Source organism: Actinomadura atramentaria DSM 43919, assembly GCF_000381885.1.
GTDB lineage: Bacteria > Actinomycetota > Actinomycetes > Streptosporangiales > Streptosporangiaceae > Spirillospora > Spirillospora atramentaria.
Window position 1 is genome coordinate 1 of sequence record NZ_KB907231.1, and the last position, 14,144, is coordinate 14,144.

The 14,144-nt window shown below is 70.4% G+C and carries 15 protein-coding genes; 8 read left to right on the top strand and 7 right to left on the bottom strand.

Annotated elements, in window-relative coordinates; all coding sequences use genetic code 11:
* Positions 1-38: 38 nt before the first annotated feature.
* Positions 39-1,775 carry a sensor histidine kinase gene (locus G339_RS36015; protein ID WP_157408137.1) on the bottom strand — a complete coding sequence of 579 codons (1,737 nt, stop codon included), beginning with the start codon at positions 1,773-1,775 and terminating at the stop codon, positions 39-41.
* Positions 1,776-1,845: 70 nt separating this feature from the next.
* Here G339_RS36015 and G339_RS0131580 point away from each other — a divergent pair, with 70 nt between their 5' ends.
* Entirely contained in the window at positions 1,846-2,502 is a 657-nt protein-coding gene (locus G339_RS0131580) for a response regulator transcription factor (protein WP_019635063.1), read from the top strand.
* Positions 2,503-2,552: 50 nt separating this feature from the next.
* Here the strand turns inward: G339_RS0131580 and G339_RS0131585 are convergent, their stop codons facing one another.
* Positions 2,553-2,999 (bottom strand): hypothetical protein, encoded by a 447-nt coding sequence (locus G339_RS0131585; RefSeq protein ID WP_019635064.1) that lies wholly within the window; start codon positions 2,997-2,999, stop codon positions 2,553-2,555.
* A gap of 108 nt (positions 3,000-3,107) precedes the next feature.
* Positions 3,108-3,542 (bottom strand): hypothetical protein, encoded by a 435-nt coding sequence (locus tag G339_RS36020; protein ID WP_019635065.1) that lies wholly within the window; start codon positions 3,540-3,542, stop codon positions 3,108-3,110.
* 268 nt (positions 3,543-3,810) lie between these two features.
* On the opposite strand from G339_RS36020, the gene G339_RS0131595 reads away from it, so the two are divergent.
* From G339_RS0131595 to G339_RS0131620, 6 genes are all read left to right on the top strand, one after another.
* On the top strand, positions 3,811-5,151 hold the full coding sequence (locus G339_RS0131595) for an LGFP repeat-containing protein (protein WP_019635066.1): 1,341 nt from the start codon (positions 3,811-3,813) through the stop codon (positions 5,149-5,151).
* Between the two features lie 64 nt (positions 5,152-5,215).
* A complete protein-coding gene (locus G339_RS0131600) occupies positions 5,216-5,563 on the top strand; it encodes a hypothetical protein (RefSeq protein WP_019635067.1) in 348 nt (115 codons plus the stop codon).
* A 159-nt stretch (positions 5,564-5,722) separates the two neighbouring features.
* Positions 5,723-6,535: an SAM-dependent methyltransferase gene (locus G339_RS0131605; protein WP_019635068.1), complete on the top strand. Its 813-nt coding sequence runs from the start codon at positions 5,723-5,725 to the stop codon at positions 6,533-6,535.
* Positions 6,536-6,607: 72 nt separating this feature from the next.
* The gene (locus G339_RS36025; protein ID WP_157408139.1) at positions 6,608-7,615 is read left to right on the top strand and encodes a pentapeptide repeat-containing protein; all 1,008 of its coding nucleotides are present in this window, start codon (positions 6,608-6,610) and stop codon (positions 7,613-7,615) included.
* A 277-nt stretch (positions 7,616-7,892) separates the two neighbouring features.
* Positions 7,893-8,912: a metallophosphoesterase family protein gene (locus G339_RS0131615; protein ID WP_026341953.1), complete on the top strand. Its 1,020-nt coding sequence runs from the start codon at positions 7,893-7,895 to the stop codon at positions 8,910-8,912.
* Positions 8,913-9,017: 105 nt separating this feature from the next.
* Complete coding sequence (locus G339_RS0131620; RefSeq protein ID WP_033324961.1) at positions 9,018-9,536, top strand: VOC family protein; 519 nt, start codon at positions 9,018-9,020, stop codon at positions 9,534-9,536.
* A gap of 150 nt (positions 9,537-9,686) precedes the next feature.
* On the opposite strand, the gene G339_RS0131625 is transcribed toward G339_RS0131620, so the two are convergent.
* From G339_RS0131625 to G339_RS0131635, 3 genes are all read right to left on the bottom strand, one after another.
* Positions 9,687-10,661, bottom strand: coding sequence for a CU044_5270 family protein (locus G339_RS0131625; protein ID WP_019635071.1), 975 nt, complete (start codon positions 10,659-10,661; stop codon positions 9,687-9,689).
* On the bottom strand, positions 10,654-11,247 hold the full coding sequence (locus G339_RS0131630; RefSeq protein ID WP_019635072.1) for an RNA polymerase sigma factor: 594 nt from the start codon (positions 11,245-11,247) through the stop codon (positions 10,654-10,656). The genes G339_RS0131625 and G339_RS0131630 overlap by 8 nt, the downstream gene beginning before the upstream one ends.
* A gap of 91 nt (positions 11,248-11,338) precedes the next feature.
* Positions 11,339-11,521 carry a hypothetical protein gene (locus G339_RS0131635; protein WP_019635073.1) on the bottom strand — a complete coding sequence of 61 codons (183 nt, stop codon included), beginning with the start codon at positions 11,519-11,521 and terminating at the stop codon, positions 11,339-11,341.
* 383 nt (positions 11,522-11,904) lie between these two features.
* Here G339_RS0131635 and G339_RS0131640 point away from each other — a divergent pair, with 383 nt between their 5' ends.
* Positions 11,905-12,528, top strand: a complete 624-nt coding sequence (locus G339_RS0131640) for an HAD family hydrolase (RefSeq protein WP_019635074.1) — start codon at positions 11,905-11,907, stop codon at positions 12,526-12,528.
* Between the two features lie 751 nt (positions 12,529-13,279).
* Here the strand turns inward: G339_RS0131640 and G339_RS38345 are convergent.
* Complete coding sequence (locus G339_RS38345; RefSeq protein WP_084693553.1) at positions 13,280-13,885, bottom strand: YdcF family protein; 606 nt, start codon at positions 13,883-13,885, stop codon at positions 13,280-13,282.
* Positions 13,886-14,144: the final 259 nt, after the last annotated feature.

Below are 14,144 nucleotides of genomic sequence, written 5' to 3' on the forward strand. Positions count from 1 at the left end.
CCCGGTGGTTGAGGGTTTTCCCTCCTGTCGATATCGGGTCAGATCGGTAGGGTTGCGACGAGAACGGTGCCCGAGCCGGGGACGCTGTCGACGGTCAGCGTCCCGCCCAGGGCCCCGACCCGGTCATGCAGGCCGCGCAGACCGCTGCCCTTGTCCGGGTCCGCGCCGCCCCGCCCGTCATCGCGGACGGTGACGACCAGCCGGAGGGGTTCGTCAGCGACATGCACGGTCACCGCCCCGGCCTCGGCGTGCTTGTAGACGTTGGCCAGCGCCTCCGCGACGACGAAGTACGCGACGCGCTCGACGTGCTCGGGCCAGCGCGTCGGCGGGATGTCCACGACCACGGGCAGCGGGGCGCGTTCGGCGACCGACTCGATCGCGGCGGCCAGGCCCTGCTCGGCGAGGGCGGGCGGGCAGATGTCCTCCGCGAGGTCGCGCACGTCCCGGATGACCTCGGCGATCATGGTGCCGAGGGTGTCGAGCCGCCGCGCAAGGACGTCGTCCCGGGCGGTCAGGCCGTCGCGGGCCCGGCCGAGGAACATGCCCATCGTCAGGAGTTTGTGCTGGACGCCGTCGTGCAGGTCGCGCTGGATGCGCACCCGCTCGGCGTCGGACGCGACGACGACGCGGGCGCGCGACTCGCGGAGCTGCTCCAGTTGAGCGTGTTGAGCCGCGTACAGGCGCGCGTTGTCCAGCGAGAGGCGCGCCGCCGCGACGACCGATTCGACCAGCGGACGCTGCCGCCGCAGCGCGGGGTCGTGGACGAGCACGGCCAGCACGCGGCCCTGGCGCTCGACCGCCGTCGTGGCCTGGCCGGCGTGGATCAGCGCCGGGACGGTGCGGCCGTCCACCCCGACGTAGCCCGCGCCGCCGGGCAGCGGGAAGTGCAGCCGCAGGCTCGGGTCCCCGAGCGCGCGCGACACCGCGGCCTGCACCTCGGCGGGCTCGACCGCCTGGTCGAGCCGGACGACGAGGCGGGCGACCGCGAGCCGGGCCAGCCGGGCGCGCAGCAGCCCGGCCGCGACCGCGAGCGGCATGACCAGCACGCTCAGCCCGAGGGCCGCCGCGAGGCGCTGCCGGTCGAGCCAGCTCACGCCGACCAGGTAGAGGACGGCGGTGCCGCCGGTCACCGCGCCGACGCCGAGGACCGACGCCCAGACCAGCGTGTACTCGCGCCGCTCCGGGCCGCCCGATCGGCGCCATTTGCGGACGACCTGGCCGACCGAGACCACGACGAACGCGAGCATCAGGCCGTTGCCCAGCCAGCCCCAGAACGAGTCGGCCTGGCGTCCGCCGTTCCGGCCCCACATCTCCGGTTCCGGCGTGCCGTCCCGCAGCAGGTTCACGACCTGGAGCAGGACCGCGGCGATGTACTGGGCGGTGACGTTGACGCGTCCGCCGCGGGTGAGCCGCCCGTCCGGCAACGCCAGCACCATGTGGGTGAAGACCACCAGCGGGACGAAGAACAGCACGTACCCGACCACGAACAGCCACCGGTGGTCGCTCGCCTGGAGCGCGCCCGCGTACCAGGCGCAGCCGACGACGGCCATGTGCGGGCCGACGCCCCGGCCCGGACGGCGCAGCCCGAGGACGAGCCCGGAGACGGCGAACAGCACGCCCGGCAGTTCGATCATGAGCCAGACCGGCGCGCTGTACGGGGCGTTGCGCCAGGTCAGCAGGGTCACCACGAGGGCGGTCAGCAGACCGGCGGCGGCCAGCGAGAGCGCCCGTACCGGTCGGCCGCGCATTCCGCCGATGGTGTCAGTCGATGACACGGCGACATTCTGCTCTGGCCGGTCATCGCGGACGGTCATCTGACCACTGTCGGCCGCCCGGGAGGACGCCGTGCGGCTGCTGATCGCCGACGATTCGGGATTGTTGCGGCAGATGCTCGTCGAGACGTTCACCCGGCGCGGGTTCGCGGTGACCGGCGAGGCGGCGTCGCTGCCCGAACTGCTGCGCGCGGTGGAGGTCGTCCCGCCCGACGTCGTGGTGCTGGACATCCGGATGCCGCCTGATCACCGGGACGAAGGGTTGCAGGCCGCCGCGTGGATTCGCGCCCGGCATCCGTCCGTCGGCCTGCTCGTGCTCTCGCACTACGCCGAGACGTCCTACGCCGTACGGCTTCTGGAAGTGGCGGCCGATTCGGTCGGGTACCTGGTCAAGGACCGGGTGCAGGACACCGACCGGCTCGTGGACGCGGTGCGGCGGGTGGCCGGGGGCGAGGTCGTCGTCGATCCCGAGGTGATCCAGCGGGTGATGCACCGGCGCCGCACGGTCGATCCGCTCCGCGAACTCACCGGCGGCGAGCGGCAGGTGCTCGCGCTGATGGCCGAGGGACGGTCGAACGGGGCCATCGCGCGGGAACTCAACTACAGCTTGAAAACCGTGGAGAAGCGGATCACCGCGGTTTCTCGCAAGCTCGGGCTGCCGCAGGACGATGAACGCTGCGACATCAATGTCCGCGTGTTGGCCGTGCTGGCGTATCTGCGCAACGCGTAGGCCATGCCCGGACTGGTGTTCCGGGCATGGCCCTCATTCGCGTTCGTCCGTCAACCGGTGGTGACGTCGCAGGTGCCGTAGCCGTTCGGGCCGACGTAGTACGCGTAGTCGAGGCCGACCTGGTTGTCCTGGCCGCTCCAACTGGCGTCCTTGTGGTCGTGGCCGCCGACCCTGAACCGGGGGCTGCGGAACGTCGTGGACCCCTGCCAGCCTGGGCCGACGGTGCATTGCACGGTCACGTTCCGCCACGCGACATGGCCGTTGTAGACGTGGGTGGACAGATTCCACCGGCCGAGCGTGTCGATGGTGACGGTGATCCTGGCCCGGACGTTGTTGCCGCTGGTCGTGTCGTTCGCCTCGAATTTGACGACGCCCGAGCTGGGGAAACTGCGGGCCGCGGTGGCGGCGTTCGCGATTCCCGGGTTGACCAGCACGGCGCCGATCGCGCCCGCCGCGATGACTGCGGCGACGCGGCCGCTCGTCTTCAGACTGCTCATGGGAACCCTTCCGTCTTTCCTGGGGTGGAATGACGCCAGCCTCCCAGCGGTGCGCATGCGGCCAAAGGGGGAATGCGCCCCAGGAGTGGAGGGGTTTCCCTCTTGCATTCATTCGAGCCAGGGCGGAGTGCCGGCGGGAAGGGGTGCGTCACGGACGGTGAATTGGCCGCTCGTGACCGTGGTGAACGGGGCGATGGCATAGCAGCGGGGGAGTTCCGCTGCGGGCGGGAGAACGCCCCAGGAAAAGCCGAAGCGCTGGTGCCGGCCCGAGCCGGACACGCTGAATCCGACGGCTCCGGACATGATTCCCGGCGGGTTCGTCCGGGTGATGGTGCCGGTCAGGGTGGCGGTGTCGCCGCCGGTGGCCAGGCAGTCGATCGTCCCCCACGCCTCGCCGGTGGTGCGCGTGCCGTCCGGGAGGGTGCCGGTGTGGCGGAAGTGGAACGTGCCATGCGCCAGCGTGTAGAAGCCGCGCGCGTCGAGGTCGAACCGGATGTCGTCGTCCGGCGCGTAGGCGTAGTGGATCTTGGCCGAGCCCTTCACCTCGGGTTCCCGGGGCGGGCGGTCGCGGCCGCGGCGGCCGTCTGGCAGGCGGCCAGGAGCGGCCTGCGGCGGCGTTCCGGAATTGGCTCAGTGGCACGTCTCACACTTAAGGACAGATAGACATCGGTGTTCCTTTGGCGTAGCCTCATTTGGGTCAACCTCCGATGGAACAGCCATGCCCGGTGGCCGGAACAGTGCTCCCTATTTCGGTTCCCGGGCCGAATCCGCTCCTGGAAAGACCTCAGTTTCCAACAGATTGGGTGGGTCCTTGATTTCGCGCAACAAAGCGCTGCGCCGATGCGTCGTCCTCGCCGCCGCGACCGTCACCGCCGCGGTCGCGTCGCCGGTGGCCGCGTACGCGGACGGCCAGTACTGCGGGCGTCCGTACTGGGTCAACGGTGCGATCCAGGCCAAGTACGACGAGCTGAACGGCCCGAACAGCCCGCTCGGCTGCCCGCGGTCGGACGAGCAGACCACCCCGAACGGGCGTGGGAAGTTCACGACCTTCGACGGCGGGTCGATCTACTGGACCCCCGAGACGGGCGCCCACCCGGTGTGGGGCGACATCGGCGGTAAATGGGGCGCGCTCGGCTGGGAGGGCGGCAAACTCGGCTTCCCGAAGAGCGACGAGTTCACGAACCCCGACGGCGCGGGCAAGCGCCAGGAATACGAGGGCGGCACGATCTACTGGCACCCGAGCCGGTCCAATGGCGCGCACCCGGTGTGGGGCGAGATCGGCAACAAATGGGCCGCCGCGGGCTGGGAGAACGGCGCGTACGGCTATCCCGTCACCGACGAGATCCCGAGCACGAGCCCGGAATACGGGTTCACGCAGGTCTTCGAGAACGGGCCGATCGGCTGGGCGCCGAACGAGTCCGTCAATCCGCTGTGGTCGCAGGCCAAGGCGAAGCACCTGGACGGCGGCGCCAACGCGGGCGACCAGCACGAGAGCGCGACGCTGCTGCCGAAGGGCGCCGATCGCGGAATCGTCCTGGTCCGCGGTTTCATCGCGAACACCACGTCGTTCTACGACGAGATCGGCGAGCACCGCTCGTTCAGCACGAACCCCGAGGCGGGGGCCAAGGGAACGCTCGCCTGGGACACCGCGACGGGCCGCGTCGGGATCTACGTCGAGCATTCGTGCTTCCAGTGGGTCCACTGCTGGAACGCCAAGCCGCTGGTCCGCACGCCGCACGCGAAGGAGAACACCGACACCAACGACATCGAGCAGAACGAGTACTGGGTCGAGCCGTACGGCAACGGCGGCGCGCGCATCGACGTCTCGCTGGTCAACGGCTTCTCCGAATCGGGCTATCCGGAACTGAGCAGCTTCGGGCGCATCAACGCGACCTTCTGGCTGACGCCGCACCAGTACGTCCCGGGCGCGACCGTCAACAACACCGCGACGTTCGACGTCAAAACGACCAAGGACCAGTTCCCGTCCTGGGAGGTCCTGCGTTACCCGCACATGAAGGCGACGTCCGACTCGCCCGAGGTCTACTGGCTGGGCCGCGTCGGGCAGACGGAGATCTCGGACCTGAAGGGCGTGCAGCACACCTGCACGCGGTTCGGCGAGGATTCCGACAACCCGTCGATGAACTGCGGTTGACGGCCGTACCGCCCCCGTCCTTCGCGTTTCCAGAGGGCCGGGGGCGGCTCCCGGGAGAACGTCAATGGAGGAGCCGGTGACGGCGGTCGCATGTCCGCGCTGCGGGCGCGAACTCGACGGATTTCGCGTCGCGGTACGGCGCAACGCCTGGGGCCGCCGCCCCGGCGCGCCGCCGCATACCCGGCCCGAGAACTGGTGGCGCTGCGCCGGGTGCGGCTGGCTGGGCTGCCAGAATCGCGGCGACGGGCCGATCAGGCCGATGCGGCGGTTGACGGGCGCCGAATCCGACTGCTTCTTCTGCGGTGAGGAGGAATCCAACGTCGCCAGCGAGCCGTGGGACCAGGACGGCGAACGCCGCGACTGGATCGTCTGCCTCGTCTGCGGCACCAGCAACCAACGCCGCCTCGGCTAGGCCGCCCGCGATTCGCTTGGGGCGAGTCCCGAAGGAACGCGAGTGTTAACTGTCCGCGAAGCGATGCCGCGCGCGCCGAGGACCGGTCAGGCCCGAGTTGCCGTAGGCCGGGACTCTGAAACACTCCCTAGGGTCGTCGTGATTCGCGAAGGGGGCCTCATGAGCACCGGACCGCAGCCCGCCATCGACACGAGCGTGCCGCATTCGGCGAGGATCTGGGATTACTGGCTCGGCGGCAAGGACAATTACCGGGCCGATCGCGAGGCGGGGGACGAGGTGCTGCGGTACGTCCCCGACATCGCGGTCTCCGCGCGCCAGGACCGCGCGTTCCTCGGACGGGCCGTCCGGTTCGCGGTGGAACGCGGCATCCGGCAGTTCCTGGACGTCGGGTCGGGCCTGCCCACGGCGGTCAACACGCACGAGGCCGCGCAGCGTCTCGCGCCCGAGTCGCGCGTGGTGTACGTCGACAACGATCCGCTGGTGCTCGTCCACGCCCGCGCGCTGCTGAGCAGTTCCCCCGAAGGCGTGACGGAATACCTCGAAGCGGACATGCGCGAGCCGGCGAAGGTCGTCGAGGCCGCCGCGCGGACGCTCGACTTCGGACGGCCGACGGCGCTGCTGCTGCTCGGCGTGCTCAACCACGTCCTGGACGGCGACGAGGCGCGCGACATCGTCCGCCGCCTGTGCGCGCCGCTCGCCCCGGGCAGTCTGCTGATCGTCTCCCACACCTGCGACCACACGAGCGAGACCCTGGACGGCGAGGCGATGCGCCGCGCGGTCCGCTCGGTGATGGAGCGCGGCGGCACGCCCATCTGCGCGCGCTCCCGCGACGACATCGCGGCGTTCTTCACGGGCGTCGAACTGCTGGAACCGGGTGTCGTCTCCTGCTCCCAGTGGCGTCCCGACGCGCCGGTGCCGCCCCGCGAGGTCCCCCACTTCGCGGGCGTCGGCCTCGTCGCCGGGGCCTCGTAGCGGTATCCGGCCGTGCTGAGATTGGCGACCCGGTTCGCGCGGTGGCGCCGGTCGTGGTCGGCGCGCCATCCCGTGGCGACGCGCGGGGCGCTGGGCGCACTGGCGGCGCTGGGCGTCGTGCTCGGCGTCGTCCTCGTCCTCGGCCCGTTGTCGTGGCTGGTCGCGGGGCGGACCGTGCGCGGTCTGGACGGCAAGGAGCGCGCCGACGCGATCAACGCGGTGCGGCAGATCGTCCTGGCCGCGCTCGGCGGCACATCCGCGCTGGTCGCGCTGGGGTTCACCGTCCGCACGTACTACCTGTCGCGGCGGGGGCAGATCACCGACCGGTTCAACAAGGCGATAGCGCAGCTCGCGTCCGACAAGATCGACGAGCGGATCGGCGGGATTTTCGCCTTGGAGCACGTCATGGCGGAGTCGGCGGTCGACCACGGGGCGGTGGTGGCCGTGCTCTGCTCGTACGTGCGCCGGAACACGCTCCGTCCGGAACTGGACGACGGGGCCTACGGGCACCGGTCCGACGACTCCGGACGCGTCGAGCCCGCGGCCGACATCGACGCGGCGGTCACCGTGCTGGCGCGCCGGCCCGCGCGCGACGAACCGAACCGCCCCGACCTGCGCGCGGCGACGCTGGCGGGCGCGAGCGTCCGGATCATGGACGCCGCGGAGTCGCCCAACCTCCGGCGGATGTTCCTGACGTGGGCGGACCTCCGGCGCGCCCAGATCCGGGGCGCCGACCTGCGCGGAACGATCGCCAACGGCGCGGACCTGCGGGACGCCTGGCTGGACGGCTCCGACCTGCGCGACGCGTCGTTCGTCGGCGCCGACCTGCGCGGCGCGGTCCTGCGCGGCGTGCGGCTGGCCGGGACGATGCTCGACGGGAGCGACCTGCGCGACGTCCGCGGGCTGACCGCGGAGCAACTCGCCGGGGCGTTCATCGACGAGACGACCCGTCTTCCGGAGGACCTCGCGCAGGACCCGTGGGCGCGGGCGCGGCTGGCGGACTGCCTCGCCTGGCGGGACGCCCGTCCCGGACCGTGGTCGTGCCCGCCGCGCACACCCGCTCCGGCGAGCGGCGGCTGAACGGCGCCGGGTCAGCGCGCCCGCGGTCATGCCGCCTGGTCGTACTCGGCGAGGCGCGGCCTTCTGGCGTGGTGCGACGGTCGCCTCGTCTGGAGAGTTCACGCTGACGGGCGCGGCGGTCGTCACCGTGTGTGGATCGGTCCAAAGCGGCTCGGTCAGGGGTCGTGCGGTGTTCACCCGCAGGTCGTGTCGGTCGCGTACCGATGGCGGGTCCGGATTCGACGCGCGGGGCGGGACGCGATCCGTCGCGCCCCGCGCGAGGTGAAAGGAACCACGCATGGAACGCAGATCACTGATGGCCGGGGCGGCGGGCGCCGCCGGGGCCGTCGCGCTCGGGGCGCTCGCGCCGGGGGCGGCGGAGGCCGGCGTCGGGCGCGGCGGTCCGCCGGTGACCGCCTTCAACGTCATCAGCGATATTCAGGGCGATCTCGGTGATCTGGCCGTCGCGCTGAAGGACATGCGCGCCACGAACCCGCGCAGCTCCGGGCTCGCGGTGGCCGGGGACATCACGCCGCGCGGCTACGACGCCGAATACGCCGAGGTGCGGCGGGTGTTCGACCGGAATCCGCATCCGCGCAAGATCGCGTGGGCCATCGGGAACCACGAGTTCTACGTCCCCAAATGGGCCAACCCCGACAAGCTGGCGCAGGACACGTGGCCCAACGGTACGACCGAGGACTCGCTGTTCCGGAGCTTCTACCGGTTCGCCGGGCGCAATCGGATTTTCGCGGAGACGACGTTCGGTGGAATCCCCGTCCTCACGATCGGCACCGAGCGCTACATGCACTACCACGACAAGAAACTGTGGGACGAGGTGTGGATAAGCGAGGCGCAGTTCCGGTGGATCGAGGACCGGCTGGCCTATTGGGCGCGGCGGCGAAAGCCCGTCATGGTGATCACGCACCATCCGCTGCCGAACACCGTCTCGGGGACGCGCAACAAGCTCTACATGAGCGACTATTTGCAAGCGGACCGGCTGCTCGGACTGCTCGGCAGGTACCGGGACGTATTCCTGTTCAGCGGGCACACGCACTGGGATCTCGGGCTTTCGGACTGGTACGTGCGCCGCGTGGTGCCGGGGACGGCGAACCTCGACGGTTTCTCGGTGATCAACACGGGCGCGGTGCAGACGGGTTACACCGACAACGGGCAGGGCGGCGAGTCGGCCGTGGACGGGAGCTTCAACCAAAGGATTCAGGTGGAGGTCTACCGGGATCGAGTGGTACTCAAGGCGCGTGACTTCGCGACGGGCGCGTGGATGAAGGAGATCACGGTGCCGCTCGCGACGCGGATCTGATCGGCGGCCGGGGCGGCGGGCCGGGTCGCCCCCGCTCCGGTCCTCGTACCGCCGGACGTGGGCGCGCGAGCGGTATTGTCCCTGGTCTCTGCCATGATCGGCCGTATGGCATTCCAGGATGAGACGCAGGTTCCGGACCGGTACGCACGCGTCAACGCGTGGGTGATCAGTCGCGACACCGACGCGGAGGTGCGCTTCCTGGCGTCGGTGTTCGGGGCGGTGGAGACGCCGGGCTCGCGGATGCTGGACGCGGACGGCGACGTCGGCCATGTCGAGGTCGAGCTGGGAGGCAGCGTCATCATGCTGTTCGACGCCAAGCCGGACTGGCCGGAGACGCCCGCTCACCTGCGCGTCTACGTCGACGACGTCGCGTCGGCCGTGGACCGGGCCGTCGCGGCGGGAGCGCGCGTGGTCACCCGCCCGACGCTGCTGGCCTTCGGCGAACGCGTCGCCCGCATCCGCGACCTTCAGGGGCACCTGTGGTGGTTGCACGAACGAGTGGAGGACGTCGCGCCGGAAGAAATGGGCAGCCGTTTCGCCGATCCGGCCGCGCAGGAGGCAATGGCGTACGTGCAGCGCAGTTTGCGCGAGGAAATGCAGGCGGTGTCCAGAAATCGAGTCTGAGCTTTACGATTGCTGAGGCTGGGAGTTCGGCTTCCCGCCCAGAGGTCGTCGGCCAGCACGCGCGCGGATGGCCGCGTTGGACCGCGGGGCAGTGCTTGGGTGAGAGCGGCAGGCCCAGCATCCCGGTGATGCCGAGCCTGCCGCGTCCGCTCAGGAGCGGGAGGGGAGGCGGTCGGCGACCTTTACTTGGAGGATGGTGGTCTTCACCTCGCCGGCGCCGCTCTCGGCCTCGTCCGTCCAGTCGCCGCCGTTGGGGCGAGGCGTCAGGTCGAGGAAGCGGCTGCCCAGGTAGCGGTAGGTGGCGCGGTCGAAGAGCAGTTCCAGCCGGGCGCCGCCGGAGTTCTGCGTAAGGGCGATGGCAGGACGGCCCAGGGCATCGGTGGCGTGCTCGTCCACCTTGACCCGTGGGACGCCGCTGAGGAACTCGAAGACCTGGGCGCGTAGTCCGGGGGGAAGGTAACCCTGGACGAAGTCGCTCATCCCGTACCAGCTCCACGTCCCGAACGGCCTGTCGCGGCCCGGGGTCGCGGCGGGGGCGGGAGCGTCGAGCTGGGGCTTCCAACGCTTGAGCAGTCCGGGCAACTGACGTACCAGCCAGAGATGGCTGCCCGGACGGGGAAGGGGCGCGCTCCTGTCCTCGACGGCGATCGGGGTGTCGCAGGACTTGGCGGGCTGGCGCCGGCAGGGGGCGCGGAGCAGGCCCGTTCTGGAGCCGTCGACCGACACCCAGCGCTCACGTGTCTGCTGCCCCCTCGGCTTGTTCGGGGCGGTCCTTCCCGGGCCCCACGCGACGACGGAGCGGACGTAGAGGTACTGGTCGGGTCGCGGGTGAAGCTCGGGTTCCAGGCGGGCGACGGCGGCGGCCCGGGTCAGGACCTCGTGGGCGCTGACCGGCCGGAACTCGCGGGCGCCGCCGCCGTCCGATCCCTGCACGGCGATCGCCACGGCGCCCGCGGCCGTCACCACGCCGGCCAGGCCGACCGCGAGCAGGCCGCGGGTCCGACGGGGACGGGGGTTCCGGCGCCCGCCGTCGCGGGCGAGGTCGGTCAGCCGCGCCCGGCCCTCGGCCAGGACCACCGGGCTGGGCGGGGGCACCTCGTCGTACATGCGGTGGAGTTCACCCATCGAGCTGTTCCTCTCCTATGTCAAGGGGGTCGATCCCGCCCAGCGCCTCGCGCATCTTGGTGCGGGCGCGGCTGAGCCGGGAGTGGACGGTGCCGGTGGCGACGCCCAGGGCCGCGCCGATCTCGGCCGGGGACAGGTCGCCGGACGCGGTCAGCAGCAGAACGTCCCGCTGCCCGCGCTCCAGGCGGCTCAGCGCTCTCGCCAGATCCGGCCGGACTCCCTGGGCGGCCACCCGGTCCGCCACTCCCTCGTCGGCCGAGATCGCAGCGGGGTCGGCTCCCGTCCGGGCCATGGCCCGCCAGAGCCGCACCTCGTGCCGCCGGTGCTGGCCGATCAGGTTGGTGGCGATCCCGTACAGCCAGGGCAGGGCGTTCAGGCGTTCCGGGTTGTAGCGGTCGCGCTGCCGGAACGCCCGCAGGAACGTCTCAGCCAGCAGATCGTCGGCCAGATCACGGCCGAGCCGCCGGGCGAGGTACCGGTGGATCGCCGGGGCGTGCCGGTCGTACAGCGCGGCGAACGCCTCCGGATCCCGGCGAGACCTCTCGATGATCGCCTTGTCGCTGTGCTGATGCACCTCGGCGGTCACCGAGTCCTCATCCTCGTCATCGCGGGCCTTTCGCAGCGTCGGTGTCGGTCACCGGTTTTTCGCCGCACCCCCGCATCCGCTTCCCCCCAGGTCACAGGACCGGTGCGCTCGTGGTCTCGGGCATCGGCGCGATGTCGTCGACCAACGGCGTTTCGTTCAGGGACCTGGTCCGCTGGATCTGCGCGGCCGGGTCGTGGACGAACTCGGGGAGCGCTGCGAATTCCGGTGGGACGGCCTGCCGAGTGAGGCTGGACGGCGTGTTCGCCGGGGTCATCAGGGTCCTCCAGGGAATGCGGGCACCGGGGCGGTTGCCGTCCGTTCCCGCGCTCGTGTCTCCGCGCTGCGGCGATCAACGCCGGGCGACGGCGGTGATATTGCCTGGAGCGGCAATGTTCGGCGCGGTCGGGGTTACTCTCGCGGAATGAGCGCGTCACGGGCCGGTGCGGGAGGTCGGCGACGGCCAGGTTCAGCCGCGCAGCGCGCCGGGCTCCTCGGCGAAGCGCAGCAGATCCGCCGCGCGCGGCTGATCTCCCGTCGAACGCGCCCTCTTTGGCATGCCGGTCTACTCGCGACGGGTGGCCACCGTGTGCGAGACGGCGGGTGGGCGGAAGCTGAGAGGTCGGTTGCAGTGAGCGGGTTGAGCTTGAGGGGTGCCGAGTGATCGGTGTTGGTGGGAAGCGCGGGTTGCTGTTGGACTTCGGGGGTGTCGTCACCAGTGATTTCTATGGGGCGCTTCGCGCTTTCGGGGTTCGGGAGGGGATCGGGGAAAGCGCTGTCGAGCGTGTTCTGCGGGACAGCGATGAGGGACGGGCCGTGCTCGCCGGGGTGGAAGTGGGCAGCGTGCCCCAGCATGAGTACGCGCGGGTTCTCGCGCGTTTGCTGGGGGTGAGTCCGGTGGGGTTGCTCGGCCGGGTGCTGGCCGACCTGCGGCCGTGTCAGCCGATCCTGGATCTGGTCGCGCGTGCGCGGGCTGAGGGGATCAAGACGGCTGTGTTGTCGAATTCGTGGGGCACTGGCGAGTACGACCCGTACGACGGCTACGACCTGGACGAGCGGTTCGACGCCGTCGTGATCTCTGATCGGGTTGGGCTGCGCAAGCCCGATCCGCGGATCTATCGGTTGTGCGTCGAAAAGATTGGATTGACGGCGTCGGAGTGCGTGTTCGTCGATGACACCGCCCACAACCTTCCACCGGCCGAGGACCTGGGCATGGCGACGGTGCTGTTCACCGATGTCGCAGCCGGTGTCCCGCAGATCGAAGCGCTGCTTCGCCCGGTCTGACCGGGTCGTGGCAGGTGAGTCGGGGCGGGTCGACGGCCCGCTGGCGGACCGCCGACCCGGAGCATTCGCCGGGGGGAACCGTCGAGCGGATTCAACTTCGCGGTCGAAGGCGCGTCGATGCGGTGGTGGGACGTCCGTGGTCATGGCACGGTTGTCGGGTGCGTCGGCGCGGAGCGCGAGCGTCGCAATCACCCCTCTTGGGGCGTTTGCCGGGCTTGATGGAAGTGATAATTTTCGGGTGTTGCGGCTGACTGCGACCCAGGTCAGCAAGTGTGCTCCCCGCGCGTGCGGGGATGGTCCCTCAGCCGTAGCGGTCTCAGCCGTGGCGGTCGAGTGCTCCCCGCGCGTGCGGGGATGGTCCCCAGTTGTGGTTGGAGCAGCGGCAGGCGCGGCTGTGCTCCCCGCGCGTGCGGGGATGGTCCCCGGGATCGGGGCGTCAGCGGACGAGCGCGCCCGTGCTCCCCGCGCGTACGGGGATGGTCCCGTGTAGGTCGTCCCGCGCTTGAGCCCGGTGATGTGCTCCCCGCGCGTGCGGGATGTTCCCATGCGGGCGTGGTAGGTCTCGTATGGGGACACGTGCTCCCCGCGCGTGCGGGGATGGTCCCGTCTGAGCCGCCGGGTCGCCGCTCTTCAGGAAGTGCTCCCCGCGCGTGCGGGGATGGTCCCCCGACAGCGGCGAGAACCTGCCGAAGCGCGGCGTGCTCCCCGCGCGTGTGGGGATGGTTACGGGTAGTTCGGCGTCAGATTTTTCTCAGGCGGTTCTTGTCCAGCCTTGGGTTGTCCGGCTGGTGGGGGACAGGGTGCCTTCGGTGGTGCGGCGGGTTACCTCGGTCCATTCGCGTGTTACGCGGCGGTGGCCGTCTGGGGTTTCGTGCCAGTTTTCTCGGGTGACCGGGTTGTTGGCGTAGATGGGTTCCCAGCCTAGGGCGTGGAAAGTGTTCAGGTTGGGTACCAGGGTTGCCAGTAGGCTTATTGTGCGGCGGTGGAACCATTTGCTGATGGCGGTTATCGGGAGGTCGGCTGCCAGTGCTTCGTTGATGTAGGAGAGGGCGTTCTCTATGTTCTGCTGGGTGTTGGACGAGCGGTCTTCGTAGCGGATCGCTGATTCGGGGACGTCGCGGTCGCGTAGTAGCCGGTGGAACATCTGGCCTTCGATTACTCCGTTGTGGCGGTTGATGCCTCCGGTGGCGATGATTAATGGGGCATGGCCTCGGTGGTGCAGCTCGGCGGCCATGTCGGCGGGGGCGGGCTGGTTGGTTCCGAAGATCAATAGGGCTGTGGGGGTGTTCTTCGGGGGCGGGGAGTGGATGTCCACGTAGTCGGTGATGGCTCGGCGGGCTTCGTTGGTCAGGTGCATGCGGGTGCTCTCGGGTCCGTGGTGGCCGCTGTCGGGGCCAGAGTTGCTGAAGTCGATGTGGGGTTGTCGTTAACACGCCGGGGTCGTCTTTGGTTGTGGCAGGGTCGTCGGGTGCGTCGGTGAAGGGGTGGATGATGCGTATGCCTTGTTTGGGGTGTTCGTCGGGTTCGATGAAAGTCATGATTTTCGGGGGTTGCGGCTGACAGAGGTCCAGGTCAGCGAGGGTGCTCCCCGCGCACGCGGGGATGGTCCCCCCGGC

What these genes read in the sequence shown, in the direction of transcription:
- G339_RS0131635 (WP_019635073.1), bottom strand. Translation starts at nt 11,521, where the DNA reads ATGACCCCGGCGAACACGCCGTCCAGCCTCACTCGGCAGGCCGTCCCA.
- G339_RS0131615 (WP_026341953.1), top strand. Translation starts at nt 7,893, where the DNA reads ATGGAACGCAGATCACTGATGGCCGGGGCGGCGGGCGCCGCCGGGGCC.
- G339_RS0131600 (WP_019635067.1), top strand. Translation starts at nt 5,216, where the DNA reads ATGGAGGAGCCGGTGACGGCGGTCGCATGTCCGCGCTGCGGGCGCGAA.
- G339_RS38345 (WP_084693553.1), bottom strand. Translation starts at nt 13,885, where the DNA reads ATGCACCTGACCAACGAAGCCCGCCGAGCCATCACCGACTACGTGGAC.
- G339_RS0131605 (WP_019635068.1), top strand. Translation starts at nt 5,723, where the DNA reads ATGAGCACCGGACCGCAGCCCGCCATCGACACGAGCGTGCCGCATTCG.
- G339_RS0131620 (WP_033324961.1), top strand. Translation starts at nt 9,018, where the DNA reads ATGGCATTCCAGGATGAGACGCAGGTTCCGGACCGGTACGCACGCGTC.
- G339_RS0131625 (WP_019635071.1), bottom strand. Translation starts at nt 10,661, where the DNA reads ATGGGTGAACTCCACCGCATGTACGACGAGGTGCCCCCGCCCAGCCCG.
- G339_RS0131585 (WP_019635064.1), bottom strand. Translation starts at nt 2,999, where the DNA reads ATGAGCAGTCTGAAGACGAGCGGCCGCGTCGCCGCAGTCATCGCGGCG.